Genomic DNA, 24,272 nt, shown 5'->3' with positions numbered 1-24,272 from the left:
GATCTAAAATGAAATATAAAATCAACCGCATGGATATCTCGATGAATTCGCTGGACCACGTCGACCTCAACCTGCTGCGCGTTTTTCAGGCGATTGTCGAAGAGCGCAGCCTGACCCGCGCGGGCGAGCGGCTGGCGTTGTCGCAGCCCGCCATCAGCTATTCGCTGGGGCGTTTGCGCACGCTGTTCGACGACCCGCTTTTCATCCGCACGCGCGCCGGCATGCAGCCCACGCCGATTGCGCTGGAGTTGTCGACTATCGTGTCGCGCGCGCTGGACACGGTGCGTGAGGCGCTGCGTTACGCGGAACATTTCGACCCGGCGGTGAGCACGCGCACGTTCCGCCTATCGTTATCGGATGCGGGCGAGCTGGCCTATCTGCCACCCATCTGCGAGGCGTTGCACCAGCAGGCGCCGCGCGTGAGATTGCGCATCGAGCCGTTGCCGGTCGAGGAAATAGAGGATGCGCTGCGGGCGAGCCGGCTCGATTTCGCCATTGGCAATCTGCCCACGTTGACCGCGCGCACGCGGCATCAGGCGCTGTTCGAAGAGACCTACGTGTGCATGACGAGGAAGCGGCGCGGCTTGCCGCGCACGAAGGAGCTGAGTCTGAAGGCCTTTCTGGATGCTTCGCACGTGCAGATCACGTCGGTCGAGCACAGCCACCACGCGCTCGACGACGAATTCCGCGCGCAAGGCGTCGGGCGTCATATTGCGCTGGAACTGCCGCATTTCGTGGCATTGCCGAGCGTGCTGGCCGTCACCGATCTGTTCGCCACGCTGCCGCGGCGCCTCGCGCATATTTTCAATCGCGACGGCGGTTTTCAGATTTACGAGTTGCCCGTGACCTTGCCGATCGCCGCCGTCACGATGCACTGGCACGAGCATTTCGATCAGGACGAGGGCAACGTGTGGCTGCGCAATCTGATGGCGGATATCGTGCGGCGTTTCGACGAGCGGTGACTGACGGGCGCCGGCCGCTTCAGGCGCGTTTGAACAGATCTCGTGCGAGCGAACAGAGCAGCGTGGTGGTCGGCGATTCGTCCTGCAAACGGCGGCTCATGATGATCGGCGAAGCGACGTTGGCCGCGGGAATCGGCCGGTACACCACGCCGTGCGCGCGCAGACCCTCCACGCTCTCCGGCACGAGACATACCCCAACCTGCGCCGCGACCAGACCCAGCGCGGTCTGCAATTCCCGCACTTCATGAATCGCTTTCGGCTCCAATGCATGGTCGTGCATGGCCGATAGTTGCTGGTCCGCATAACTCGGCCGCGGCGTGCTCGGATAAACGATCAGGGTTTCCTGCGCGAGTGCAGCGAGGGTCAGTGGCTTCTTCTGTCGCGCGAGAGGATGGTCTTGCGGCAGCGCGGCAATCATCCGTTCTTCGACGAGCACTTCGCGCGCGAGCTGCGCGTCGTCGAAACGCAGTCGGCCGAAGCCCACGTCGATGCGCCCGCCTTTGAGCGCCGCGAGCTGCTCGATCGTGAACATTTCGATCAGCGAGAGTTCGATATGCGGCGCGGCTTCACGGAACGCGCGAATCACCGCGGGCAGCGCGCCATATAGCGTTGACGGCACGAAACCGATCACGATGCGCTCGGCCAGTTGCGCGAGGCGCCGCGTGAGCGGGGCGAGTTCGTCGGCTTCGTCGACGAGCCGCTTCGCCTGCGCATAGAAAATGCGCCCGGCTTCAGTCAGGCGCAATGGCCGTGAGCCGCGTTCGAACAGCGCCAGGCCGACGTTTTCCTCGATCTGCTGGATCTGGCGGCTGAGCGGCGGCTGCGTCATATGCAGGCGGTTGGCGGCCCGCGTAATGTTCATTTCTTCCGCGACGGCGATGAAATAGCGGAGTTGGCGAAGTTCCATGCATACCTCTAAGGTATGGAAGTAGTCGGAATCGGTGTTGGACTGCTTCGCGGGTTTGTTTCTAATATGGGGGCTCCCGGTCAGGCAGTTCAGGAGAGCAACGAATGATAGCAACACCCGTGAAGATCGAGAGCGTGGAGACGATTCTCGTCGACGTGCCGACGATCCGTCCGCACCGGCTCTCGGTTGCAACGATGAACTGCCAGACGCTGGTGCTGGTGCGCATTCGTTGCGCCGACGGTTTGGCGGGCGTGGGCGAGGGCACCACCATCGGCGGTCTGGCGTACGGCGAGGAGAGCCCGGAAAGCATCAAGGTCAACATCGACACTTACTTCGCACCATTGCTCAAAGGTATGGACGCAACGCGTCCGGGCGCCGCGATGGCAAAACTGCGCGAGCTTTTTCAGGGCAACCGCTTTGCGAAGTCCGCGCTGGAAACGGCGCTGTTCGATGCACAGGCACAGCGCCTTGGCGTGCCGCTATCGGAGTTGTTCGGCGGCCGTGTGCGCGATTGCGTGGACGTGGCGTGGACGCTCGCGAGCGGCGACACCCAGCGCGATATCGCCGAAGCCGAGCAGGTGTACGAGTCGAAGCGGCATAAGGTGTTCAAGCTGAAGATCGGCTCGCGCGCGGTGGCGGACGACGTGGCACATGTCGTTGCCATCAGGAAAGCGCTGGAAGGGCGCGGCGAAGTGCGGGTCGATGTGAACCAGGCATGGACCGAATCGGAAGCGATCTGGGCCGCGCGGCGTTTCGCCGATGCCGGCGTGGCGCTGATCGAGCAGCCCATCGCCGCAGGGAACCGCGCCGGCCTCAAGCGTCTGACCGACCTCGCTCAGGTGCCGATCATGGCGGACGAAGCGCTGCACGGCCCGGCCGATGCGTTCGCGATTGCCAGCGCCCGTGCCGCCGATGTCTTCGCCGTGAAGATCGCGCAATCGGGCGGTCTGGTCGGCGCCGCGCAGGTGGCGGCCATCGCCTCGGCCGCGAACATCGACCTGTATGGCGGCACCATGCTCGAAGGCGCGGTGGGCACGATGGCCTCGGCGCAACTTTTCAGCACCTTCGGCGAGTTGAAGTGGGGCACCGAACTGTTCGGCCCCTTGCTGCTCACTGAAGAGATTCTCACCGAACCGCTGCGCTACGAGAATTTTGCGCTGCACCTGCCTCAAGGTCCGGGTCTTGGCATCACGCTCGACTGGGACAAGATCGACCGTCTGCGGCGCGATACGCGCCAGGGCGCCAGCGTTTCCACGCACTGAAGGCTCATCCGTTAGCCATCCAGAACATCATACGAAGGAGATACCCCATGAACAAGCAAGCAATCGACGCGCTGCTCAAGAAGATCAACGACAGCGCCACCCACGAAGGCAATCCGCGCACGAAGCAGATCGTCAACCGTATCGTGCAGGATCTGTTCTATACGATCGAAGACCTCGATGTGCAGCCCGCCGAATTCTGGACCGCGCTGAACTATCTCAGCGACGCGGGCAAAAGCGGCGAGCTCGGTTTGCTGGCCGCGGGTCTGGGTTTCGAACATTTTCTCGATGTGCGTCTGGATGAAGCGGAAGCGAAGGCCGGCATTGAAGGCGGCACGCCGCGCACCATCGAAGGACCGTTGTATGTGGCCGGCGCGCCGCTCTCCGAAGGCCATGCGCGGCTCGACGACGGCACTGATCCGGGCCAGACGCTGATCATGCGCGGCCGCGTGCTGGGCGAAGACGGCAAGCCGTTGGCGCATGCGCTCGTCGAAGTGTGGCACGCGAATCATCTCGGCAATTACTCGTACTTCGACAAATCGCAGCCGGCTTTCAATCTGCGCCGTTCGATCCGTACCGACGCCGAAGGCAAGTACAGCTTCCGCAGCGTGGTGCCGGTCGGCTATAGCGTGCCGCCGCAAGGGCAGACGCAACTGCTGCTCGATCAGCTCGGCCGTCATGGACATCGTCCCGCGCACATCCACTTTTTTGTTTCCGCGCCGGGCTTCCGCAAGCTGACCACGCAGATCAACATCGACGGGGATCCGTATCTGTGGGACGACTTCGCCTTCGCCACGCGCGACGGACTCGTGCCGGCGGTCAAGCAGGCCGAGGGCGCCGAAGGCAAACCGTATGGCGTGGACGGCAACTTCGCGCTGATCGATTTCGACTTCACGCTGTTCAAGGAACGCGACAACCTGCCGGCCGCCGAAGTGGAGCGTCTGCGCGCCGAAGCCTGATCTGCGTAGAAAACGGCTGGACGTACCGCATGAATCTATCAACCCTGGTTGCGCGGCGAGATCGGCCGGGCCGCCAGGGCTTTTTGTTATCGATCAGGGATGGGAGCAAGCATGCTGTTTCACGTTGAAATGACCGTCAACCTGCCGGCCGACATGGATGCAGAACGCGCCGCGCGTCTGAAGGCCGATGAAAAAGCGATGTCGCAAAGGCTGCAACAGGAGGGCGTGTGGCGGCATTTATGGCGAATTGCCGGGCGCTACGCGAATATCAGCGTGTTCGATGTGGATAGCCCCGCGCATCTGCACGACGTGCTGAGCCAGTTGCCGCTGTTTCCGTACATGGATGTCGAAGTGCGCGCGCTGTGCCGGCATGCGTCGTCGATTCGCGACGACGACCGGTAAGAAGAAGCGTTTGAGAAAGGTGCCGCGAGTGCGGCACCGTGTTTGTTTACGCGCGCGTCGCCGCTGCGTCAGAAGACTGTATCTGCGGGACGCGCGTCAAAGGTCCAGCACCAGAAGCGGCGACGCGGCGCGCGAAATACAGCAGCAGATCACTTTGCCACTCGCCCGTTCCGCTTTGCTCAGGCAATGATCGCGATGTTCGGGCGTGCCGCTCACCACGTCCACCATGCAGGTGCCGCACACCCCTTCGCCGCACGACGTATCCACTTCAATGCCGATCGACGCCAGTGCCGCGACGATGGTCGTGTCCTTGTCCACGCGCACGGTCGCGCCGCTGCTCGCGATCCGCACATCGAATGTATCGAGCGCGGCGGTCTCGTTGTTCGAGACACCAGCCGGTTCAGCGGCAAATCGTTCCAGATGGATCGCTTCCGGCACGACACGCGTTTCGCCGATCGCCACCACACGCTCCATGAAAGGCGCGGGCCCGCAGGTATAGAGGTGCGTGCCTTCGCGCGCATTCGCGAGACAATCGCCGAGCACTGCGTCGAGCCGCTCCCGCGCAACGCCGAAGTGGAGCTTCACGTAATCACTGAACGGCGCGCGTGAGAGCAGCGGCAAGAACGCCGCGTGCTCCGCGCTGCGCGCGAAATAGTGCAACACGAAGCGCCGTTGCTGCTTGAGCAGCCGGTAAGCCATGCTCAGCAGCGGTGTTACGCCGATACCGGCAGCGATCAGAATATGTTCTTCGGCGTTCGGCGCGAGCTGGAACAGATTGCGCGGCGCGCCGATGGTCAATTCGCTGCCCACCGTCACGTCGTCATGCAGCGAGCGCGAGCCGCCGCGCGAGGCGTCTTCGCGCTTCACGGCAAACAGATGGGCTTCACGATGATCCGGGTCGCCGCACAACGAGTATTGCCGCGTGACGCCGGACGGTCCGGTGACATCGATGTGCGCGCCGGGTTCGTAGTGAGCGAATGGTTGCCCGTCCAGGCGCGAGACGCTGAATGAGCGCACGCCGTGCGCTTCGTCGCGGACGCTATCGACGCGTACATTGATGGTGGTTCTTTCCATGATCTTGCCGGCAAAAAATGGGGCGGGCGGCGTATGCGGCGTACCGCATACGGTTGTGCGTCAAGGATAAGAAGCCGTGGCAAATCAGGCAAATCGATTAAAAATAGTAAGCTAGATCAGCCGCACTGATAATGGTATGGCCGGGTGCGAAGCGGCGCTGATCCGTTATCTACCCGCCCAGACTGGACATTCAATTGATGCCGCGCGAATTCGTTTAATCAAGCAATGGTGGAAAGCGAATGTGAAAGGAGCGACATCGTGTGGTCTGCAATTCTCGATACGCTCGGCGCGCTGGCGGTGCTCGTCAGCGTCGCCGTGCAAATTGTGTTGATGCTTAAGTGCTGAATTCAATGCGACTTAAGCTGCGTCATTGGTATTGACCGAGCCGTTCTCGAGAGAACGGCCACGCATTGCAAGCATGCAAAATGCTGTCGGTTCGAGCCGCCTCTGCGGAGCGGCGGCGATCACCGACCGATCTTATGTGCGTGCTTACCGTGCTCCTTCCACTCGCGTCAGCAGATGACGCGGGGTCTTGCATCAAGCCCACCCGCCATACGCATCGCCCGTCTCCCGATTGTTCGGCTCAACCGACGTATCTATTCGCCTTCAGCCGCTTTATCCGCTCGCCCAAGCTCCCTACATTGTCACCAGTGACAGCGCCACGGCAATTTCCAACGCAGCCCGCGAATCTTCGCGGCAGCATCGGCGCCAATCCCATCTAAAGGAATCGATCATGAGCAAGCTCACAGGTAAGGTTGCGGTTGTAACGGGTGCATCGAAAGGTATCGGCGCGGCCATCGCCAAGGCATTGGCGGCACAAGGCGCCTCCGTGGTGGTGAATTATTCGTCGAGCAAGGCGGGCGCGGACAGCGTGGTCGCCGCGATTACCGCTGCGGGAGGCAAGGCGGTGGCGGTGGCCGGCGACGTGTCCAAAGCGGCGGACGCGCAAGGCATTATCGATTCCGCTGTGGAAACGTATGGCCGTCTCGACATTCTCGTCAACAACTCGGGCGTCTATGAATTCGCGCCGATCGAAGAGATTACCGAAGAGCATTTCCATAGGCACTTCAACGTGAACGTGCTGGGTCTGCTGTTGACCACGCAGGCAGCGGTCAAGCACCTCGGCGAAGGCGCGAGCATTGTCAATATCAGTTCGGTGGTGAGCCGCATCACGCCGCCGAACAGCGCGGTCTATACCGCGACCAAGGGCGCCGTGGATGGCATTACGGGTGTGCTCGCGCGTGAACTCGGCCCGCGCAAGATCCGCGTCAACTCCGTGAATCCAGGCATGGTCACCACCGAAGGCACGCATAGCGCAGGCATCGTCGGTTCCGACCTCGAAGCGTGGGCCATCAGCACGACGCCGCTCGGCCGCATCGGCCAGCCTGACGATATCGCCGATGTCGTGACCTTCCTCGCCTCCGACGACGCGCGCTGGCTGACAGGCGAAAGCCTGATTGCAAGCGGTGGGTCGCGTTAAGCAGGTCAACGCGAAGGTGGGTGGCGTGGCCCGATAGCGGCGCGCCCATTACGCAGCACGCGGAAAACCGCTCGCGGGCCACGCCTGAAGGGCGGTTTTCCGCTTTATCCAGCCGGAACGGCCGTCGCCGGGTTCGGCAACTCGACCGCGAACAATGCATCCAGCAGATTCGACCCCGGCCGCTCGGCAAGCCGCGTAAGCGATTCGATCATCTGCACCTGACAGTCTTCCAGCGGAATCATTCTGATCCGTCGCGATTCATTGAATTCGGCGCGTGCAATCACGCCGACGCCCATGCCTTGCGCGACCGCTTCTTCCAACGCCTCGCGGCCATCCACGTACATGATGGGTTCCACTTGCAGCGATTCGCGCACCAGTTCGATCTCCAGCAACTGCTGCGTGACGGATTGCGCCTCGCGGAAAATCATTGGCTGCTGCACGAGTTCCGTGTAACTCAGCTTGCGTTTCTTGGCCACCGGATAGCTCGCGGGCACCATCGCCACCAGGGGATCGCGCCGCAACACACGCGCTTCCAGGCGGCTGTGCACTTGCGGCGCGGCGGTAATGGCCGCGTCCACGGCGCTCGATAGCACGCGCTGCATGCAGTCCGCGGCGTTGGCGATGGACAGCGTCACGACAATCCCCGGATGCAGCTTGCGAAATGCGCTGATCAGCGCGACCGCCAGATCGGGCGCGTCCGCCACCAGCGAGAGCGAGCCGGATTCGAGGCCGCCCGCCGATTCGAGCAGTTGCCGCGCGTCGCGCTCGCAACTGACCATCTGCCGCGTCACGCTGAAAAGGCGCAGACCGAGTTCGGTGGTTTCCACGCCGCGCGGTCCGCGTTCGAAGAGTTTGACACCGTAATCCTGTTCCAGCCGCCGCACGTGGTCCGATACGGCCGGCTGCGAGAGCGAGAGCGCCTGCGCTGCTTTGGAGAACCCGCCATGTTCCGCGACCGCATGAAACGCTCGCAATTGTGCGTATTGCACGTGTGCCTCGTCGCCATATAAGTTATTGCGATACCCGCATCGATTATATCGATTTTACCGATGGCGCGTGTTTCTGTACTGTGTGAGCCACCGCAACAGCGATATCGGAGATTCCGAACATGGACAGCGTGATCGACCGTTCCCCAGCCGCGAGCGCCACCGGGTCGTCCGCGCTCACGTGCGCGCAGCCGCCCAAGGGCGAGCCGTATCTGTTGACGCCCGGGCCGCTCACCACGGCGTTCTCGACCAAAGAGGCGATGCTGCGCGACTGGGGCTCGTGGGACGGCGATTTCCGCGCGATGACCGCGCTCCTGCGCAGCAGCCTGCTGGAAATCGCGGGCGATACGACGGGCGAGTACGACTGCGTGCCGCTGCAAGGCAGCGGCAGCTATTGTGTCGAAGCCATGCTCGGCAGCCTGATGCCACGCGACGCTCATGCGCTCGTGCTCGCCAACGGCGCATACGGCAAGCGCATCGCGACCACGCTCGGCTATCTCGGCCGTGCCTGCACGGTGCTGGACAAGGGCGATTATCTGCCGCCGCGCGGCGCCGAAGTCGAACGCATGCTCGACGCCGATCCCAGCATTACCCATGTGGTCGCCGTGCATTGCGAAACCAGCTCGGGGATTCTCAATCCGATCGAGGAGATTGCCGCCGCCACCGCGAAGAAAGGCCGCAAGCTGCTGATCGATTCGATGAGCGCCTTTGGCGCGGTGCCGCTCGACGTGCGTGAGATTGCCTGCGAGGCTTTCGTGTCGTCGGCGAATAAATGCATAGAAGGTGTGCCCGGTTTCGGCTTCGTCATTGCGCGCAAGAGCGCGTTGCAGGAAGCGAAGGGCCGCAGTCACTCGCTCGCGCTCGACGTCTACGATCAATGGGACGTGATGAGCCGCACGGGCCAGTGGCGTTTCACGCCGCCGACGCATACCGTGGCCGCGTTTATCGAGGCGCTGCGTCTGCATAAGCTCGAAGGCGGGCAGGGCGGCCGCCTCGCGCGTTACGCGAACAATCGCGACGTGCTGGTGGCCGGCATGCACGACCTCGGTTTCGAGCCGTTGCTGAACGCGCGCTGGCGCTCGCCGATCATCGTGACGTTTTTTGCGCCGGCGCATCCGTCGTTCAAGTTCGAGACTTTCTATGAGTTGATGAAGCAGCAGGGCTTCATCATCTATCCGGGCAAATTGACGGTGGTGGACAGTTTCCGTATCGGCTGCATCGGCCAGGTGGACGAGCCTGTCATGCGCCGCGTCGTGGAGGCGTGCGCCGAGTCGCTCCGGACGATGGGCGTCGAGCATGCGGCGCCGCCGGCAGCGGCGCTCGAAGAACGCAAGAGATTGGCCGAAGCGGCCTGAAGAAGAAGGCCTGCACGCGTATCGCGTGGACGGCTGGATAGAGCGTGATGAAAAACGCGCGGCGCATTGCGCGCGCGATGGAATCTCCCGAGGATCGAAGTAAATGAAGCACGTCAAAGCAGTGATTTTCGATTGGGCCGGCACGGTGGTCGATTATGGTTCGCTGGCGCCGATGGGCGCCTTCGTCGAGACGTTCGAGCAGTTCGGCGTGTCGATCACGATCGATGAGGCGCGGGGGCCGATGGGCATGGCCAAGCGCCCGCATATCACGGCGCTGATGGCATTGCCGCGCGTCGCGCAAGCGTGGGCCGACAAATACGGTCACGTGCCGGGTGAAGCGGATATCGACGCCGTGTACGACGTGTTCGTGCCGAAGAACATCGCGGTGGCGGCAAGCTACAGCTCGGTGATTCCGGGCGTCGCCGACGTGGCGAGCGCGCTGCGCAGTGACGATATCCGGATCGGCACGACCACGGGCTATACGCGCGAGATCATGGCCGAGATCGTGCCGGGCGCGGCGGCGCAGGGATTCTCGCCGGACAGCATCGTGTGCACCGGCGATACGCCGGAAGGGCGGCCGTCGCCGTACATGATCTACAAGACGCTGCCGGAACTGGGCGTCTGGCGCGCGAAGAATGCGATCAAGGTCGACGACACCGAGGTCGGCATCGAAGAGGGGATCAATGGCGGCACGTGGGCGGTGGGTGTCGCGGTGAGCGGGAACGCGTTCGGCATGGCCGAAGACGACGTCAAGGCGCTCGCGCCGGACGAGTTCGCATGGCGCCGCCAGGCGGCGATCCAGAAGCTGCAGGCGGCCGGCGCGCACTATGTGATCGACAGCGTCGCGGATCTGATGCCAGTGGTGTACGACATCGAGGCGCGGTTGGCGCGGGGCGAGCGGCCGTGACGCGTAGCGTTGTCGCCGGCGGGACTTGACTCACGCCGTCGCCGTATCGAGGAAGCGCCTGGCACCAGGCGCTTTTTTATGCAGATGACTCAGGGAGTCGGATCCTGAGCATCTCGCCGCCGGACACATTGCAGCATGACGAGCGACCGGAGTCGTTGTACTTATCTATACGGCGAGGCGATGTGGCAATGCGGGGTCGCTGCGCCGCGCGTGCCCTTGCGAATGAGGGCGGCGGCGCTGAGCGACTGTCAGTGGTTTGCGTGCGCCCCGTTGCGGGTGACGACCCGGCCGTTCGACACTACCAGCTTCCTCGGCGGCCGTGCAACGACCGCATGTGCGAGCGTGTCCGCGTCCACCAGTACGAGGTCCGCGCGCGCGTCCACGTGCAGGCCATAGCCGGTGAATCCGCAGGCGCGTGCGGCGGTGCTGCTGATGCAGTCGAAGGCGATGGCGAGGTCGTCGTCGCGGCGCAGGCCGTAGCGCATCGCGATCAACATCGCGCGTTCGAGCATGTCCGGCGAACCGTATGGCGTCCACGTGTCACGCACGCCGTCGTTGCCGCCGAACAAGGTCACACCTTTTTCAATGCACGTTTTGAGCGGCGGAACGGTGGTCGAAGGCGGGGCGGTGGTGAGGAGCGCCACGCGCAGGTCAGCGATTCTTTCGAGCAGGCTGTCGCGTTCGCGCTCGGGCAACGCGCCGAGACAGAACGCGTGGCTGACTACCACTTGCCCTTGCATACCCAGCGCGGCAACCCGGTCGAGCAGCAGACCGAGTGTGAATGCGCCGATTTCGCCCGGCTCGTGCAGATGGATGTCGATGGGTTTGGCATGCCGTTGCGCGAGATCGAAGGTCAGATCGAGCGACGCCACCGGGTCGCCGTCGATCAGCGCGGGGTCGAGCGCGCCGAGCACGTCGGCGCCCGCACTCAGGGCTTCGCCGAGCAACGTATCGGTGCCGGGACGGCCAAGCATGCCCGATTGCGGAAACGCGACGATCTGCATGTCGAGCACTTCGCCAAGCGTTTCGCGCGTCGCAAGCACGCCCTCCAGATGGCGCAAACCCGCGTCGGTATCGATATCGACGTGCGTGCGTAGACGCGTCGTACCCGCCTGCAGGAACGCGCCGGCGAGCGCAAGCGATTGCTGTCCCGCGTCATGTCCGCTCTGCGCCCGCCAGCGCCGTTCGTTTTCAATGCGGTCGGTGAGCTTTGGACCGACCTCGTTGCGATACCACGGCAAGCCCCAGTTGGTCTTATCCAGGTGTGTATGTCCTTCGACGAAACCCGGCAACAGCAGCGCGCCGCCGCCGTCCTCGACTGCGACGCCCGGCGCGCGCGCGAGGCCCGGACCGAGCGCGGCGATGCGCCCGGCGGCGATCGACACGTCGACGCGCGTGCCGTCCGACAGATGCACGTTGGTAATGAGCAGGTCGTTCGTCGGCAGATGAGGAGCGGTCGTGGTCATGAAAGCAGGGCGGTTATCGTACGGGAGATCGGCGGCACGTTGCCGGCGGCGCGTCCAATTGTCTGCTGAATAGACGCGCTGCCGGCCTGACAGGCCATGAAGACGGCGCGAGAATTGTACTTCGCGTGGCCGCGCGAACCCGCATGGATTGATCTGGCTCATGCGCACTCAAGTTTGGTGAGTATCTGCCGTTGACACGAGCTAACCACATTCTGGAACCCTGCCGTGCAACTCGCCTTCAATAACGATCGTCTGTCCAGCCGGATGCAGTTCGATCCGTCCACCACCGGCGAACCCGAGGTGGAATCGTCGGTGATCGAATGGCTGCTGCATGATGATCAGGTGATGCGCGAGTGCTTCACCCACGCCGCGGAGATCCTCAAGAGCGTGACGGGCGCGGCGATCACCGCGATCACGCTGCTCGACGAGGAGTACCAGCATTACCGCGCCGAGGTCGGCATGGCGATGCCGCTCGTCACGCGTGCGCGCTCGCTCGCCGACTATGCGGTGCGCGACGCCGAGCTGTTCGTGATCGAGGATGCGCACGACGATGCGCGTTTCGGCGAATGCATGCTGGTGCAGCGTCATCCGTTCGTGCGTTTCTATGCGGCGATCGCGCTACGCGCGCCCAACGGCGAGATCGTCGGCGCATTGTGCGCGATGGATCCGTCGCCGGGCCGGCTCGATGCAGGACAACGGGCCGTGTTCTATCACCTGCGCGCAATGATCGAAAACGATCTGAAGATGCGCACGGCGACCGCAATCGATCCGCTGACCCAGTTGTACAACCGCCGTTTCCTGCTGGAAAGCATCACGCGCCGATGGAAGGAGGCGCGCGATGGCGACGTGATGGGTTCGGTCGTGGTCGACGTGGACTGGTTCAAGCAATACAACGACACTTATGGGCATCAGGCGGGCGATCACTGCCTGCGCAAAGTGGCTTCGGTGATGCAGGCGGCGGCCGATGGCGAACGCGTGATCGTCGGGCGCATGGGGGGCGAGGAATTCGGCCTGCTGATGCTGCGAGCCGAACCGGCAGCGCTCGAAAACACGCTCGAAACGCTGCGCCAGGGGGTGGAGGATCTGGCGATCGAGCATCGCGCGTCGCCGCTCGGCATGGTGACGGTGAGCGTGGGCGCGACGCTCACGCGTATTACCGAAACCTCACGGCCCGCGTATCGGGATGGTTTCGCGAGTGCTGACCGGGCGCTGTATCGGTCGAAGCATGGCGGTAGAAACCAGGTGACGATGGCGTAGTGAAGCGTCGGGACGCACGCTGCTGAACACGCCGGCAGGCTTCAATGAAATCCCGGCGCCTGAAGATCCTGTCGCGCGATCAAGATCCGCAGGAACCGCAGGAACCCACTTGCGGCGAAAGCGCGCCCAAACGTCGAGCCGCGCCGGTCGCGCATGTTTCAGCTCGCGATCAGTTTCAGCCCTGCCGGTAGCGACTCGCCGAACACGCGGCCTTCGTCCGCGTCATCGAGCTCCACACTCTCGTTCACCATCGTGATCCACGCGCGCGGCGCGTTGGCCGCTTCGAGCCGGCGCACCACCGTGCGGCGCACGTCTTCGGGCAAATCACGCGAGCGGTCGCCGGTCATGCGAGCGATCTGCACGGCGGCAAACGCGGCGGGATCGACCTTCTTCCAGTCGAGCGCGAGTATCGCGTCGAGCCACGCCGAGGCGATCTCCGGTGGCACGACGCTGTGCGCGCTGCCGTAGAAAGGCCGCCGCGCACCGATACGCCCGACCGCCCACCAGCTTTGATGATTTTCCGCGGGTTTCTTCAAACGGGCCAGCACCGACTCGCCGAGTTCAATCTTGCGCTCCACAGGAATCCGTTCGAGCGATGCGCTCAGGCGAACCATATCGGTGAAGCCGGTTTTCGCCACGTCGAACGGCAGCTTGTGGCGCGACTGCGCGGCTTTTTGCAGATAGGCCATCGCGTCGAGTACGCGCAGTTGCGCGCTCTCGTCGAGGCCGCCCGCGGCGCGACGCCAGAGCGTCCACCATTCCGACCAGACCTGGCCTTCGTTGACGTACTGGATGCCGTCGTCGAAGAGCGACCAGAGTTGTTCGACACGCCATTCGTCGAGCGGATAACCGAAGCCCGGCCGCACGCAATAGCCGGCCAGATTCAGCCAGAGCCGTTCGTGATCCGCCGAGCGGCGCCGACGCCGCGCGCGTTCCCACAGCGCCCCGAACAGTTCACGCAGCAACGCGCTGTTCCAACTTTCGCGCGGGCCCAGCAAGTGTTCGAGTTGTGAGCGCAGGCGTTTGACTTCTTTGGGGTCGACCTTCTGCGCGCGCGAACCGAAGCTGCGGTCGATCTGTTCGATCGCCTCGTCGAGCGCGGGATGGCGGGCTTGCGCGGCATCGGCCGTCAAGTTCATCTGCGCGTCTTCGCGGCGCAACTGGAATTCGAGCAGCCAGCGCTGCGCGGGATTACCTAGTTCGATGCAGTGGACTTCGAGCGTCCCCACTTCGGTGAGCGACGTCGCGATCTGCACCGCGGTTTCGCGTGCGGTGCTCGCGCCGCGCGGCTGCACGATGGTCGCGATCGGCGGCAGGCGAACGAAGTCGCCGCTTGCGAGATCGATCAGCTCGCCGGGCTGATACACCGTGTCCGCGCTCGACGAGACCAGGTGAAAACGCACCGGATGTCCGAGGCGCAACGCGAAGGTGCGATCCGCGATCAGGATCTCGTGGCCTTCTTCCGTGCCGCGCGGCAGCAGGCAGATGCCGCGTGGCACCGGTTCGGCTTCTTGCTTGCCGTCGCCGGCTTCGTCGAGCACGAGAAAGTAGCTGCGCGGCGAGCCGCCGCCGATTCTCGGCGCGTTGCCCGCGCGCGCGAGTGAATAGGCGACCGCTCCGCGTGCAACGGCCACGTCGGGATTGTCGTTATGCAGCACGTTGAGCGCTTCGCCGCGCCAGGCGCCCAGCGTGCTCGCCAGACGCTGCGTGAGCGCGCCGGCGCGGAACACGCCGCCGTTCAGCAGCAGCGTGTCGGGCACGGGCAACGCGTTTTCGTCGGCGAGTTGCGGCGAGGCGGACGACTCCGCGCCCAGCGCTTTACGCGACTGCGCCGCGAAGCGGTTCAGAAACGCCGCGATATGACGCGTGACCGCGGCATCGGTCGCATAGGGCAGGCCGAATTCGACGATCGCGCCACGCGGCCTGCCGGGCCGTTCGTGCGACGCCACCGCCGGAAAGAAGCCGTCGACGATGATCCGCTCGACCTCATCGCGCGTGACCTGCACCGTGCGTGCGCCGCCGATCAGCTTCGCGCCCGCGCCGAGCAGGGTGATCGACGTCGAGTCGGGCGCCTGCGGGCCGAGCAGCTGTTCCTTTGCGTTGCGGCAACGCTCGACCAGTTGCGACAGGCTCGCCGCCGACAAACGCGCGCGCCCGCTCGCCTGGTCCGCGCCCGGCAGCCGCGCTTCCACCAGATGCGCGAGCGCCAGATCCATATTGTCGCCGCCGAGCATCAGATGATTGCCCACGCCGATACGCGTGAGCTGCGGCTCGCCGTCTTTCAGGCCGACTTCGATCAGCGTGAGGTCGGTGGTGCCGCCGCCCACGTCGCAGATCAGGACGAGGCGGGTGTTTGCGAGCTCGCTTGCAAGCCGCTCGCGATGATGAAACAGCCAGTCGTAGAACGCCGCTTGCGGCTCTTCCAGCAACTTCAGATTGTGCAGGCCGGCCATGCGCGCGGCTTGCACGGTCAGTGCGCGTGCGCCTTCGTCGAAAGAAGCCGGCACCGTCAGCACCACGTCCTGAGTCTCGAGCGGCGCGTCCGGAAAACGGTGGTTCCAGGCCGCGCGCACGTGCGCCAGATAGCTCGCGCTGGCTTCGACCGGCGAGACTTTGAGGACATCGTCGGCAGCGCCCCACGGCAGGATCGGCGCGACGCGGTCGACCGATGCATGCGAGAGCCAGCTCTTCGCGCTCGTCACGAGCCGCCCCGGCACCTGAGCGCCTAGCAGGCGCGCGAGCCGGCCGATCACGACGGGCGGTGGTTCGGCTTGGGCGTTTGCTTGAGCTTCTGCGTGCGCTTTTGTCCGAGCGCCGGTTTGATCCGCACTGGACCACGGCAATTGCAGATCGCCGGGGTTCAGTTCGCCCTGCGCCGCGTGGTAGCGCACCGAGGGCAACAGAGGCCGCGCGGCCACTTCGCCGGGACTTACCAGTTGTTCGATCTCGAAGACGCGAATGAGCTGCGACCCCGCCTCCGCATAGGCGAGCACCGTGTTGCTGGTGCCGAGATCGATACCGACGCTGTACCGCTTCATCTCATTCATGCATTCGCGTTGCCGCGCACGTCGAACTCGACTTTCCAGCGCTCGTCAGTGCCGCGCGGCACGGCTTCGAGTTCGAGCGTGCCCGCTTCGGTGACGCGCGCATGCAGCTTCACCGGCACCACTTCGCCGGCGGTGCGGCCAGAGGCGGGCAGCGTTGCCTGAATCTCTTCGAGCTCCTGCAATTCCTCGGGGCCCCAGAAGTCGAGCAGCGTGCCGACCTGATCCTGACGCCGCACCGACGACCCGAAGAAGCGGAAATGCACCGGCTCGCCGACCACCAGGCCGAATTCCTGCGCGGGCAGCTCGGCCTCGGTGCCTTCTTCCATGCCGAACGGCGCGACGCACAGCGCCTGGATCGGCGGTTCGAGACCGGGCACCGCGGGCATCGCCGATTCGATCGCGATGTAGTACGCACGCGCCGTGCCGCCGCGAATCCGCACGCCCTGGCCGCGTCGCACGTAACCGTAATAGGCCGCGCCGCGCGCAACGGCGAGATCGAGATCGGCGCCTTCGAGCAGCCGCGCCGGCGCCGCGCCTTCCGCGCCGAGCCAGTTGTTGAGCGTGCCCATGATGCGTTCGACCAGCAGCGGCGACTTGAACACGCCACCGTTGAACAGCACCGCCGTGGGATGCAGGAAACTCGCGTTTTCCGCCGTGGCGATGTCGCGCAGTCCTTCCAGTTCGGCGAGCGCGCCCACCTGACGGCCGAGAAACGCCGCGAGGTGCCGCGTGATGCCAGCGTCCTGCGCATACGGCAGGCCGAGCTGCGTCAGACCGGCGCGCGCGCGGCTCACCGGACGCGCGGCGCTCTCCACTTGCGGGAAGAAGCCTTCGAGAATCGTCTGGGTCAATTCGGAGCGCGTGAGTTCGGTGCGGATCGAGCCGCCGATCAGCTTCGAGCCGCGGCTCGGCACGACGAGCGGCACGGTGTCGGTAGCCGGGTCGCTGAGCAGCGTTTCCTTGGCCGAGCGGCATGCATAGGTGAGGGCGCGCAGTTGCCACGCGTCGGCCTGGGTGCCGGCCGCCGCCAGCTTGCGCGCGACCACGTGCGCGAGCGCGAGGTCCATGTTGTCGCCGCCGAGCAGAATGTGTTCGCCCACCGCGACGCGATGCAGTTCGAGATTGCCTTCGCGCTCGATCACGGCGATCAGCGACAGGTCGGTCGTGCCGCCGCCCACGTCCACCACGAGAATGATGTCGCCGACCTTGACCTGCTTGCGCCACTGGCCGCCGCTCTTCTGGATCCAGCTATACAGCGCGGCTTGCGGTTCTTCCAGCAGCGTCATGCTGCCGTAGCCGGCGGCCTCGGCCGCTTCGGCGGTCAGTTCGCGTGCGGCCGGATCGAACGATGCCGGGATCGTCACCGTAATGTCCTGCTCGCTGAACGGCGCGTCGGGATGTGCGTGGTCCCACGCTTCGCGCAAGTGCGTCAGATAGCGCACCGAGCTTTCGAGCGGCGAGACGCGTGCGACTTCAGGTGGCGCGTCGTTGGGCAGGATCGCGGCGCGCCGGTCGACGCCCGGATGGCACAGCCAGCTTTTCGCGCTCGACACGAGCCGGATCGGCGTGGCCGCGCCGCGGCTGCGGGCGAACTCGCCGACCGCGTATTCGCGCTGGCCGGTCCACGGCAGATAGAGGTCGCCCGAGGCGAGTTCGTCCGGATGCGGCAGATAGAGAAACGAGGGCAGCAGATCGAGGTTGTCGATCGCGCCCGGACCCGTGAGCTGGGCGATCGGCAGCACGCCCTGGGTGGTTTTTTCGCCGTCGCTCGCGCTCGTGTCCACATAGGAGAGTGCGCAATGCGTGGTGCCGAGATCGATGCCGATGGCGTAACGTGACTGGCGTGCGTCGCTCATAGCTCCACCTCGGCCGGTGCGATCACCTTGGCGTTGTGACTGTCCGCGAGCTTCGGCAGACGCACTTCCTCGACCCGCCAACCGCGATGGCTGATGCTGCCGTTAAACGGCGCGCGGCCGACCACATTGCCGGTCAGGCGAATCGAGGCGGCGTCGAAACCTTCGGCCAGCGTGACGCGGCTGCCTTCGGCTTCGTCACGCACCGGGCGGATCGTGAAGTGCTCGCGCAGCGTCGCGCGGCAACCGTCGTGCACGAGGCGCGCGGCCGCGCCGATGTCGGCGTCGCTGTAGCTCTTGATGTCTTCCTCGACGAAATCGATGAAACGCGCGTCGCGTTGCAGCAGGCCGAGCAGTTGCAGGGCGGCGTCGGGGCTGGCTTCTTTCAGCACGGGCGCGGGCTTCGGCGTGGGCGCGGGCTTCGGCGTGGGGGCGGGCGCCGGCGCGGGTGCCGGTGCCGCTACGGGCGCGGCGCTGGCGGCAGCGTTGCCCTCGCGCAAACGCAAGACGCCGGCGGCGAATTCGCCATCGCCGAGAATGCGGAAGAACGTGCTCACGGCCAGGGAAATCCTGCCGAGGAAGGATGGGTTCGAATCGGTCATAAATGCTCCTGAGGTGCTCTGTTAAAGGACGAGCTGTCCTGGCTGCGCCGCACGCGACGGGCCGCGAAGCCGCGCCGGGCCTGCGTCGGCCGTCGTTGTGCGGGTTGGCAAAGGCGGGCGGCATGCCGGTCGCCGACGTCTGATTGATCGGGGAGCGCGGCGCGGTTGGCGCGCGCAAAACCCGTATTTTGCCTTGTGGCGCGCCTGAAGCGGGCAAAGCCGGTCATTCTAGCGGGCAATGCGGCCAGATTGGCGGGTTGTCACGGGCGGTTGTGGGTGGTTGCGGGCGGGCGATGAGCTTGCGGCTGTTCGTCAGTGTGAGGTGTTCGGCGAGGCGGAATAGTCCGGGCTGGTTGGGTTGTAGGGCAGGGTAAACAGTCTCAGCAGCGCCGATGTCATGGCTTGTCTCCAGTTTTGCCGCGCACGAGCGATTCAGGATGACGCTCCAGATAATCCGCCAGCGCGTTCAGCGATTGCAGCGTGCGGGTCAATTCCTGCAGCGCCTGGTGCACATCCGACTGCAACGGCGAGTCGCGCTGCAAAGTCGCCTCCGCCGAGCCGAAGGTCTGCCTTGCGGCGGCGAGCGTGTCGCGCGCCTGCGGCACGACTTCGGTGTTCAGCCGATTGAACAGCGCGTCGGCGTTTTTCAGCGACGTGTTCAGGTTCGCGCCGATCTGATCGAACGGAACCCGGTCGAGTTTCTTCGCGATATCGGCCACCTGCACCTGTAGCGCGTCGAGCGTATTCGGAATGGTCGGCAGTTCGACCGGCTCGATGCTGCCATCGAACTTGACAGGCGCCGCCTTCGGGAAAATGTCGAGCGCGATATATAACTGGCCCGTCAGCAAGTTGCCGGTACGCAACTGGCCACGCAGGCCCCGCTCGACGAGACGGCGCAGCAGGTCGTGGCTGGCGGTCGAACGGGCCTGCGGCATCGTTTGGCTGCGGGCGCGCCGTCTGAGTCGGTCCGGATACAGGTCCAGCGTCACCGGCATCGTGAAGCTCTGCGTCTGCGGATCGTACTCGACACCAATGTCCGTCACCTGACCCAGCACGATGCCGCGGAAGTCGACCACCGCGCCCACGGAAAGCCCTCGCAACGACTGGTTGAAATTCATCACGGCGCGCACCGGTGCGCCGTCTGGCGCGCGCATGGCGTCCGTCTCGTCGGAGGCGAGGCGGAAGTCGGTCTTCTCCGGTGCTTGCACGCCCATCGGCTGCCCCGGCGGCGTCTGGAATGCGAGGCCACCGACCAGAATGGCTGCGAGCGACTGCGTGTTGACGACGAAGCCGGACGCGTCGAGCCGGACATTGACGCCGCTTGCATGCCACCAGCGCGAATTGGTGCCGACGTACTGGTCGTACGGCGCGGCGACGAACACCTGCATGGTCACGCCTGTGCCGTCCTTGTCGAGCGAGATGCCGTAGACCTGCCCCACCTGCACGCGCCGGTAAAAGATCGGCGAGCCGATGTCGATCGAGCCGAGCGAATCGCCATGCAGGATGAAGCGGTGGCCTTTCTGGTCGGTGGTGATGGGGGGCGGCGTTTCGAGTCCGACGAAGTGGGTTTGCGTTTGTTTGGAGCGGCCAACGTCCACGCCGATATACGCGCCCGAGAGCAGCGTGCCGATGCCCGACACGCCCGTGGCGCCGACGCGTGGTCGAACGACCCAGAAGCGCGTGTCCTTGACCGCGAAGTTTTCCGCCTGCTTGGTGAGTTGCACGGCGATTTCCACGTGCGTTTGATCCTTCGACAGGGTGATCGCCTTGACCGAACCGATTTCCACGTCCTTATATTTGACCTGGGTTTTGCCGGGTTCGAGACCTTCGGCGTTCTCGAAGACGATCGCGATCGCCGGGCCGCGTTCGGTGAAGGACTTGACGACAAGCGCGATACCGATCAACGCCGCGATCAATGGCACGACCCAGACGAGCGAGGGCAGCCAACTGCGCCGCGGCGCAATGTCAGGATCGGGCAAATCGGGGGGGAGGACGGGTTCTTGCGGGCTATTCATGACTGGGCTCCGAAGCGTGACTGGCTGCGTCCTGGCTCCAGCTCGCCACGCGCTCCTGAATGGGATGCGGGGCGAACTGCCGAGCCGCGTTCACCCCGTGTTCGCCGCGAGTTCATCTCGCGTTCACCCCGCGTTCATTCTTCGCCCCGGGCGCGACGCGCGAGGCGCCACACGCTGGGTGGCGCCGGCGACGCGGATGCCCCGTTCAGGGCTGCACGGCCTCCCACGACGGGTCCGGATCGAACGATTTGAGCGCGGTCGCGGTACGTGCCGATTGAGGCCCGAGATTTTTCTGATAAATCTGCCCGTCCTGATTGACGATAAAACTCATCACGCCCGTCTTGCCATACTCGGCGGGCCACGCAATAAGGCCATAGCCCTTCGTCATCGTGCCGTTCTCGATGTAGTTCTGGCTGCCGCCTTTCGCATGCGGCCCTTGCGCGCTCAGAATGCGGAAGTGATAGCCGTGATAACCCTCCTTCGAAACGGAGCCGCCATGCGGCATTGCCGCGGCAAGCGGGCCAAGCGGGCTTGCCGGTTCACCCTCCGCAGTGGGCCAGTACAAGCCGTCGTGCTGACCCGGCGTGCTGAGAATGTGTTGCGCGTAGTGCTGGTTCAATGCCTGGTAGTCGTGTTGCGCATCGAGATAGGCGAGGGAGGTCAGCATTGCCGCGCGCTCATTGCGGCCAATGCGGCGCGTCATGATTTCGTCGCGGCCGGCAGCGGGATCGAAGCGCCAGCCATTGGCCGCTTGCACGAGCGGAATCGGCAGCGTCCAGCCACTGTTGCCGACCGAAAGATGCTTACTCGCGCGACCGTTGAGCGGCGCCGGATCGTCGACGATCTGGTGTCCTGCTGCCCACGCTCCGAGAAACTCGTAGATATCGTCTTCGCCTACGTTTTTGGTGGGAATGAAGTGCGTGAAATCCTTGCCGAGCACATGCTGCATCGCGGTGTCGTCGTTGCTGGAAAGCGCGTTGACGAAAGCGCTGGCCGCGGCATCCGCTGTCGGATACACGGCTTGCGCGTGCGCCGCCGACGCGCCGAGCATCAGCGCGGCAAGCCCGAGTGCGCTGCCGGCAAAGCGTGGCTTGAGAGCGCCGAAGGCGCGAGGAAGCGTGTCGGCAAGACGTGCGCCGAAGGTCTGGAATGTATGGATACGGATCATGAGCGGCTCCTGTGAGATCGGTTCAACGTTGCCGGCCGAGGTGACGCTGGCCGCCGCCACCCGCACCCAACCCGCCGCCGCGCTGCTGCCCACCGCCGCCCGCGCCAAAGCCGCCGCCGGCGCGCTCGCCACCGCCGCCCGCACCGAAGCCGCCGCCGGCACGCTCGCCGCCGCCTCCCGCGCCCAGATTGCCGCCACGCTGCTGACCACCGCCATTCGCGCCGGGACTGCCGCCGCGGTTGTTCGCCAACTGTTGGCGGCTTGCTTGCCCGCGCTGCATGTCCTGCTTCGCGGCGCCGCCGTCACCCGCGCCGCGCAGCGCGTTGTCGCGGTTCACGTTTTGCGCGTTGTTGCGAACGTTGGCGGCATTGTTGCCGCCATGCTGGATACCCTGCACGCGCTCACTTGCGGTTCCGCCCAGGTTCTGGCCGGTGCGGTTCTGCAGCGTTTGCTGCGCCTGTGCACGCGAGGCCGACGTATCGCGCCCGCGATACGCGTCGCGCTGCGCGCTGCCCACGTTGGCTGTGGTGTTGCGATTGACCGACGCATTACGGTTCCAGTTCGTCGTGCTGCTGTTCACGTCGAGCCGGCGATTCACATTGATGTTGTTGTACTGATTGACGTTGATATTGACGCTGTGATTGTTCCAGTTGACGTTGCTCCACAGCGAACTGGTGATCGCCACGCCGGCACCGAACGCGAGTCCTGCGGCGAGGCCGCTCGCCACCGCGTAGCCCGGCGGAGGCGGAACATACACAGGTGGATAGGCTGGATACGGCCACGCGCCGTAGACGACCGTGGGGTTGTAGGTCGGGACGTAGACGACCTGCGGGTTCACCGGCACGATCTGGATGGTGCTCTGCTCGACCACCACTTTCTGCTGCTGGTTGGTTTGCAGGTTGCCGGCCTGCTGCGCCTGCTTGCGCAAACGCTGCACCGAGTCCATCACGTCGTTCGGTTGAGCGAGGAAGGCATTGCCCAGTTGCGTGACCCAGTCGGGTTTCGACGCCATGGTGGCCAGCACTTGCGGAAACGCCACCAGCGATTGCACGCTCGGATCCCACGGCTCGGACCCCACTGCCTTCACGGCGTCGTCACCCTTGAGATTCGGATTGGCTTTCGCCCATGCCTCCGCCGCCGGCACGTCTTGCGGAAAGGTGGACGCCATCAGCACCTGGGCGAGCAGGGCGTCCGGATAGAGCGCGATTGGCGCCGTGAGCGAGTCCAGTTGCTGGTTCGAAATTTTTGCCGGCGCCTGCGCGTATGCGGCAGGCACCGCGACCTCGAGGAGCAACGGTGCGGCGGCCAATACGGTGAGTGTGGCTAAAAGAATCCGCGATCTTCTCTGGTATGCCCTGGAGCGATTCACGATCAAGTCTCCCCTGTTGGAAGTTGTATATGGCGCACGGGTGCGGTGCGTGAGACATCCACATCGGAAACCACTGGGAAGCGATCGGCCATGGGTGGCGGTGCTAACCAGTGCAGCGGACTGCTGCTCGAGATCCGCGCAGGTTCCGCGACAATCGCGCTTCGAACGGACTCCGAATCGTGTTGCAGACAGCCCGCGCATGATGGCAAGATTAATAAACCTTTTCCCACGAATTGTGCAATCTTTTGTTCAAATAAATTCTTGTTGAGTTTCTCTTGTTGTTGGATTAACGGCGTGGCGCGGCGTGGCGCGGCGTGGCGCATGTGGCGCTTTTGCCGACCTTCAGCCTATCCAACAATGTTCTTGCGTTTCGTGCACAGGTTTCATAGGTCGCTTGAGGAACTGTGAGATCGTCGCCGGGTAGCCAGGCGGGGTCAAGATACATATTGACTCAGCCTGTGCCCGTTTCGTTTGCGGTTTCGATTGCGCGGGACGACGAAATATTAGCGCAGCTCGATATCAATCGATAAATGTGAAAACTCATTTTCGTTGAGCGTTTTCGGCACCCTGTCAGCTAATCTACCGTTCCCTCGCCGCAGATCGGCGAAGTGACCAAGTGGCGACGTATATGCGGGGTTGCCTGATACATCCGCACGCCGCTCGATCCGCGGCGCGGACTGCTGCTCGAACGCTCAATCCAATGAGAGACCTCTATGAAACGAATCGCCGTGGTGTTCATGGCCAGTATGAGCGCGCTCGCGCTCGCGCAAAAACCGTCCGTCTATCCCGCGCATGGACAAAGCCAACAGCAGCAGACCTCGGACGATGGAGCCTGCTACTCATGGGCAAAGCAAAGCACCGGCATCGACCCGGCCGTGGTCGCGCAAACACCTGCGCCACAATCGGGGCCGACAGGCGCGCGCGTTCGCGGTGCGGCTCGTGGAGCGGCGGCGGGCGCAATCGTTGGCGACGTGAGTAATAACAATGCAGGACATGGCGCCGCAGTTGGTGCGACCGCTGGTGCGGTGGCCGGTGGCCTGCGCAATCGTCAGCAACAAGCCGCGCAAGTGCAAACGGCGCAGGCTAACCAGCAGTCGGCAATGAGCACATATTGGCGCGCTTACGACTCCTGCATGCAAGGAAAAGGCTATACGGTTCAGTAGTCGCACGTAAGGTCCTTTTCTTTTAATAGCGGTGAGTGGGC

The 24,272-nt window shown here is 64.3% G+C and carries 19 protein-coding genes; 9 read left to right on the top strand and 10 right to left on the bottom strand.

What is annotated here, in order from left to right; genetic code table 11:
• Positions 1 to 41: 41 nt before the first annotated feature.
• Positions 42 to 962: a LysR family transcriptional regulator gene (locus P0D70_RS18825; RefSeq protein ID WP_408185624.1), complete on the top strand. Its 921-nt coding sequence runs from the start codon at positions 42 to 44 to the stop codon at positions 960 to 962.
• 19 nt (positions 963 to 981) lie between these two features.
• Here P0D70_RS18825 and P0D70_RS18820 read toward each other — a convergent pair whose 3' ends face one another.
• Entirely contained in the window at positions 982 to 1,869 is an 888-nt protein-coding gene (locus tag P0D70_RS18820; RefSeq protein ID WP_408185611.1) for a LysR family transcriptional regulator, read from the bottom strand.
• 104 nt (positions 1,870 to 1,973) lie between these two features.
• Here P0D70_RS18820 and P0D70_RS18815 point away from each other — a divergent pair, with 104 nt between their 5' ends.
• The 3 genes from P0D70_RS18815 (at position 1,974) to catC (ending at position 4,489) form a co-directional block, all read left to right on the top strand.
• Entirely contained in the window at positions 1,974 to 3,131 is a 1,158-nt protein-coding gene (locus P0D70_RS18815; RefSeq protein ID WP_091793944.1) for a muconate/chloromuconate family cycloisomerase, read from the top strand.
• A gap of 47 nt (positions 3,132 to 3,178) precedes the next feature.
• Positions 3,179 to 4,087, top strand: coding sequence for a catechol 1,2-dioxygenase (catA, locus tag P0D70_RS18810; protein ID WP_091793946.1), 909 nt, complete (start codon positions 3,179 to 3,181; stop codon positions 4,085 to 4,087).
• Between the two features lie 111 nt (positions 4,088 to 4,198).
• Entirely contained in the window at positions 4,199 to 4,489 is a 291-nt protein-coding gene (gene catC, locus P0D70_RS18805; RefSeq protein WP_091800467.1) for a muconolactone Delta-isomerase, read from the top strand.
• A gap of 96 nt (positions 4,490 to 4,585) precedes the next feature.
• On the opposite strand, the gene P0D70_RS18800 is transcribed toward catC, so the two are convergent.
• The gene (locus P0D70_RS18800) at positions 4,586 to 5,563 is read right to left on the bottom strand and encodes a PDR/VanB family oxidoreductase (RefSeq protein ID WP_408185610.1); all 978 of its coding nucleotides are present in this window, start codon (positions 5,561 to 5,563) and stop codon (positions 4,586 to 4,588) included.
• Positions 5,564 to 6,296: 733 nt separating this feature from the next.
• On the opposite strand from P0D70_RS18800, the gene P0D70_RS18795 reads away from it, so the two are divergent.
• Positions 6,297 to 7,043 (top strand): glucose 1-dehydrogenase, encoded by a 747-nt coding sequence (locus tag P0D70_RS18795; protein WP_091793950.1) that lies wholly within the window; start codon positions 6,297 to 6,299, stop codon positions 7,041 to 7,043.
• A 104-nt stretch (positions 7,044 to 7,147) separates the two neighbouring features.
• On the opposite strand, the gene P0D70_RS18790 is transcribed toward P0D70_RS18795, so the two are convergent.
• Positions 7,148 to 8,032: a LysR substrate-binding domain-containing protein gene (locus P0D70_RS18790; protein WP_091793953.1), complete on the bottom strand. Its 885-nt coding sequence runs from the start codon at positions 8,030 to 8,032 to the stop codon at positions 7,148 to 7,150.
• A gap of 119 nt (positions 8,033 to 8,151) precedes the next feature.
• Here P0D70_RS18790 and P0D70_RS18785 point away from each other — a divergent pair, with 119 nt between their 5' ends.
• Both P0D70_RS18785 and phnX read left to right on the top strand, forming a co-directional pair.
• Entirely contained in the window at positions 8,152 to 9,384 is a 1,233-nt protein-coding gene (locus tag P0D70_RS18785; RefSeq protein WP_408185609.1) for a 2-aminoethylphosphonate--pyruvate transaminase, read from the top strand.
• Between the two features lie 103 nt (positions 9,385 to 9,487).
• Positions 9,488 to 10,291 (top strand): phosphonoacetaldehyde hydrolase, encoded by an 804-nt coding sequence (gene phnX / locus P0D70_RS18780; RefSeq protein WP_408185608.1) that lies wholly within the window; start codon positions 9,488 to 9,490, stop codon positions 10,289 to 10,291.
• A gap of 248 nt (positions 10,292 to 10,539) precedes the next feature.
• Here phnX and P0D70_RS18775 read toward each other — a convergent pair whose 3' ends face one another.
• Positions 10,540 to 11,757 carry an amidohydrolase family protein gene (locus tag P0D70_RS18775; protein WP_408185607.1) on the bottom strand — a complete coding sequence of 406 codons (1,218 nt, stop codon included), beginning with the start codon at positions 11,755 to 11,757 and terminating at the stop codon, positions 10,540 to 10,542.
• A 225-nt stretch (positions 11,758 to 11,982) separates the two neighbouring features.
• On the opposite strand from P0D70_RS18775, the gene P0D70_RS18770 reads away from it, so the two are divergent.
• Positions 11,983 to 13,014 carry a sensor domain-containing diguanylate cyclase gene (locus P0D70_RS18770; protein ID WP_177204977.1) on the top strand — a complete coding sequence of 344 codons (1,032 nt, stop codon included), beginning with the start codon at positions 11,983 to 11,985 and terminating at the stop codon, positions 13,012 to 13,014.
• A gap of 158 nt (positions 13,015 to 13,172) precedes the next feature.
• Here P0D70_RS18770 and P0D70_RS18765 read toward each other — a convergent pair whose 3' ends face one another.
• The 6 genes from P0D70_RS18765 to P0D70_RS18740 all read right to left on the bottom strand — a co-directional run bounded on the left by P0D70_RS18765 (position 13,173) and on the right by P0D70_RS18740 (position 23,068).
• Positions 13,173 to 16,061 carry an Hsp70 family protein gene (locus tag P0D70_RS18765; protein WP_408185606.1) on the bottom strand — a complete coding sequence of 963 codons (2,889 nt, stop codon included), beginning with the start codon at positions 16,059 to 16,061 and terminating at the stop codon, positions 13,173 to 13,175.
• Positions 16,058 to 17,917, bottom strand: a complete 1,860-nt coding sequence (locus tag P0D70_RS18760) for an Hsp70 family protein (protein WP_408185605.1) — start codon at positions 17,915 to 17,917, stop codon at positions 16,058 to 16,060. Before P0D70_RS18760 ends, P0D70_RS18765 begins: the two co-directional genes overlap by 4 nt.
• Positions 17,914 to 18,516, bottom strand: a complete 603-nt coding sequence (locus P0D70_RS18755; RefSeq protein ID WP_408185604.1) for a DUF2760 domain-containing protein — start codon at positions 18,514 to 18,516, stop codon at positions 17,914 to 17,916. Before P0D70_RS18755 ends, P0D70_RS18760 begins: the two co-directional genes overlap by 4 nt.
• Before the next feature lie 395 nt (positions 18,517 to 18,911).
• Complete coding sequence (locus tag P0D70_RS18750; RefSeq protein WP_408185603.1) at positions 18,912 to 20,531, bottom strand: PqiB family protein; 1,620 nt, start codon at positions 20,529 to 20,531, stop codon at positions 18,912 to 18,914.
• Between the two features lie 205 nt (positions 20,532 to 20,736).
• On the bottom strand, positions 20,737 to 21,699 hold the full coding sequence (locus P0D70_RS18745) for a DUF2950 domain-containing protein (RefSeq protein WP_408185602.1): 963 nt from the start codon (positions 21,697 to 21,699) through the stop codon (positions 20,737 to 20,739).
• A gap of 22 nt (positions 21,700 to 21,721) precedes the next feature.
• Complete coding sequence (locus tag P0D70_RS18740) at positions 21,722 to 23,068, bottom strand: DUF3300 domain-containing protein (protein WP_408185601.1); 1,347 nt, start codon at positions 23,066 to 23,068, stop codon at positions 21,722 to 21,724.
• A gap of 713 nt (positions 23,069 to 23,781) precedes the next feature.
• On the opposite strand from P0D70_RS18740, the gene P0D70_RS18735 reads away from it, so the two are divergent.
• Positions 23,782 to 24,231: a glycine zipper domain-containing protein gene (locus tag P0D70_RS18735; RefSeq protein ID WP_408185600.1), complete on the top strand. Its 450-nt coding sequence runs from the start codon at positions 23,782 to 23,784 to the stop codon at positions 24,229 to 24,231.
• Positions 24,232 to 24,272 lie beyond the last annotated feature (41 nt).

The organism is Paraburkholderia sp. RL17-381-BIF-C (assembly GCF_046026435.1).
Classification (GTDB): Bacteria; Pseudomonadota; Gammaproteobacteria; order Burkholderiales; family Burkholderiaceae; genus Paraburkholderia.
This window is presented reverse-complemented; position numbering and strand designations above follow the sequence as displayed.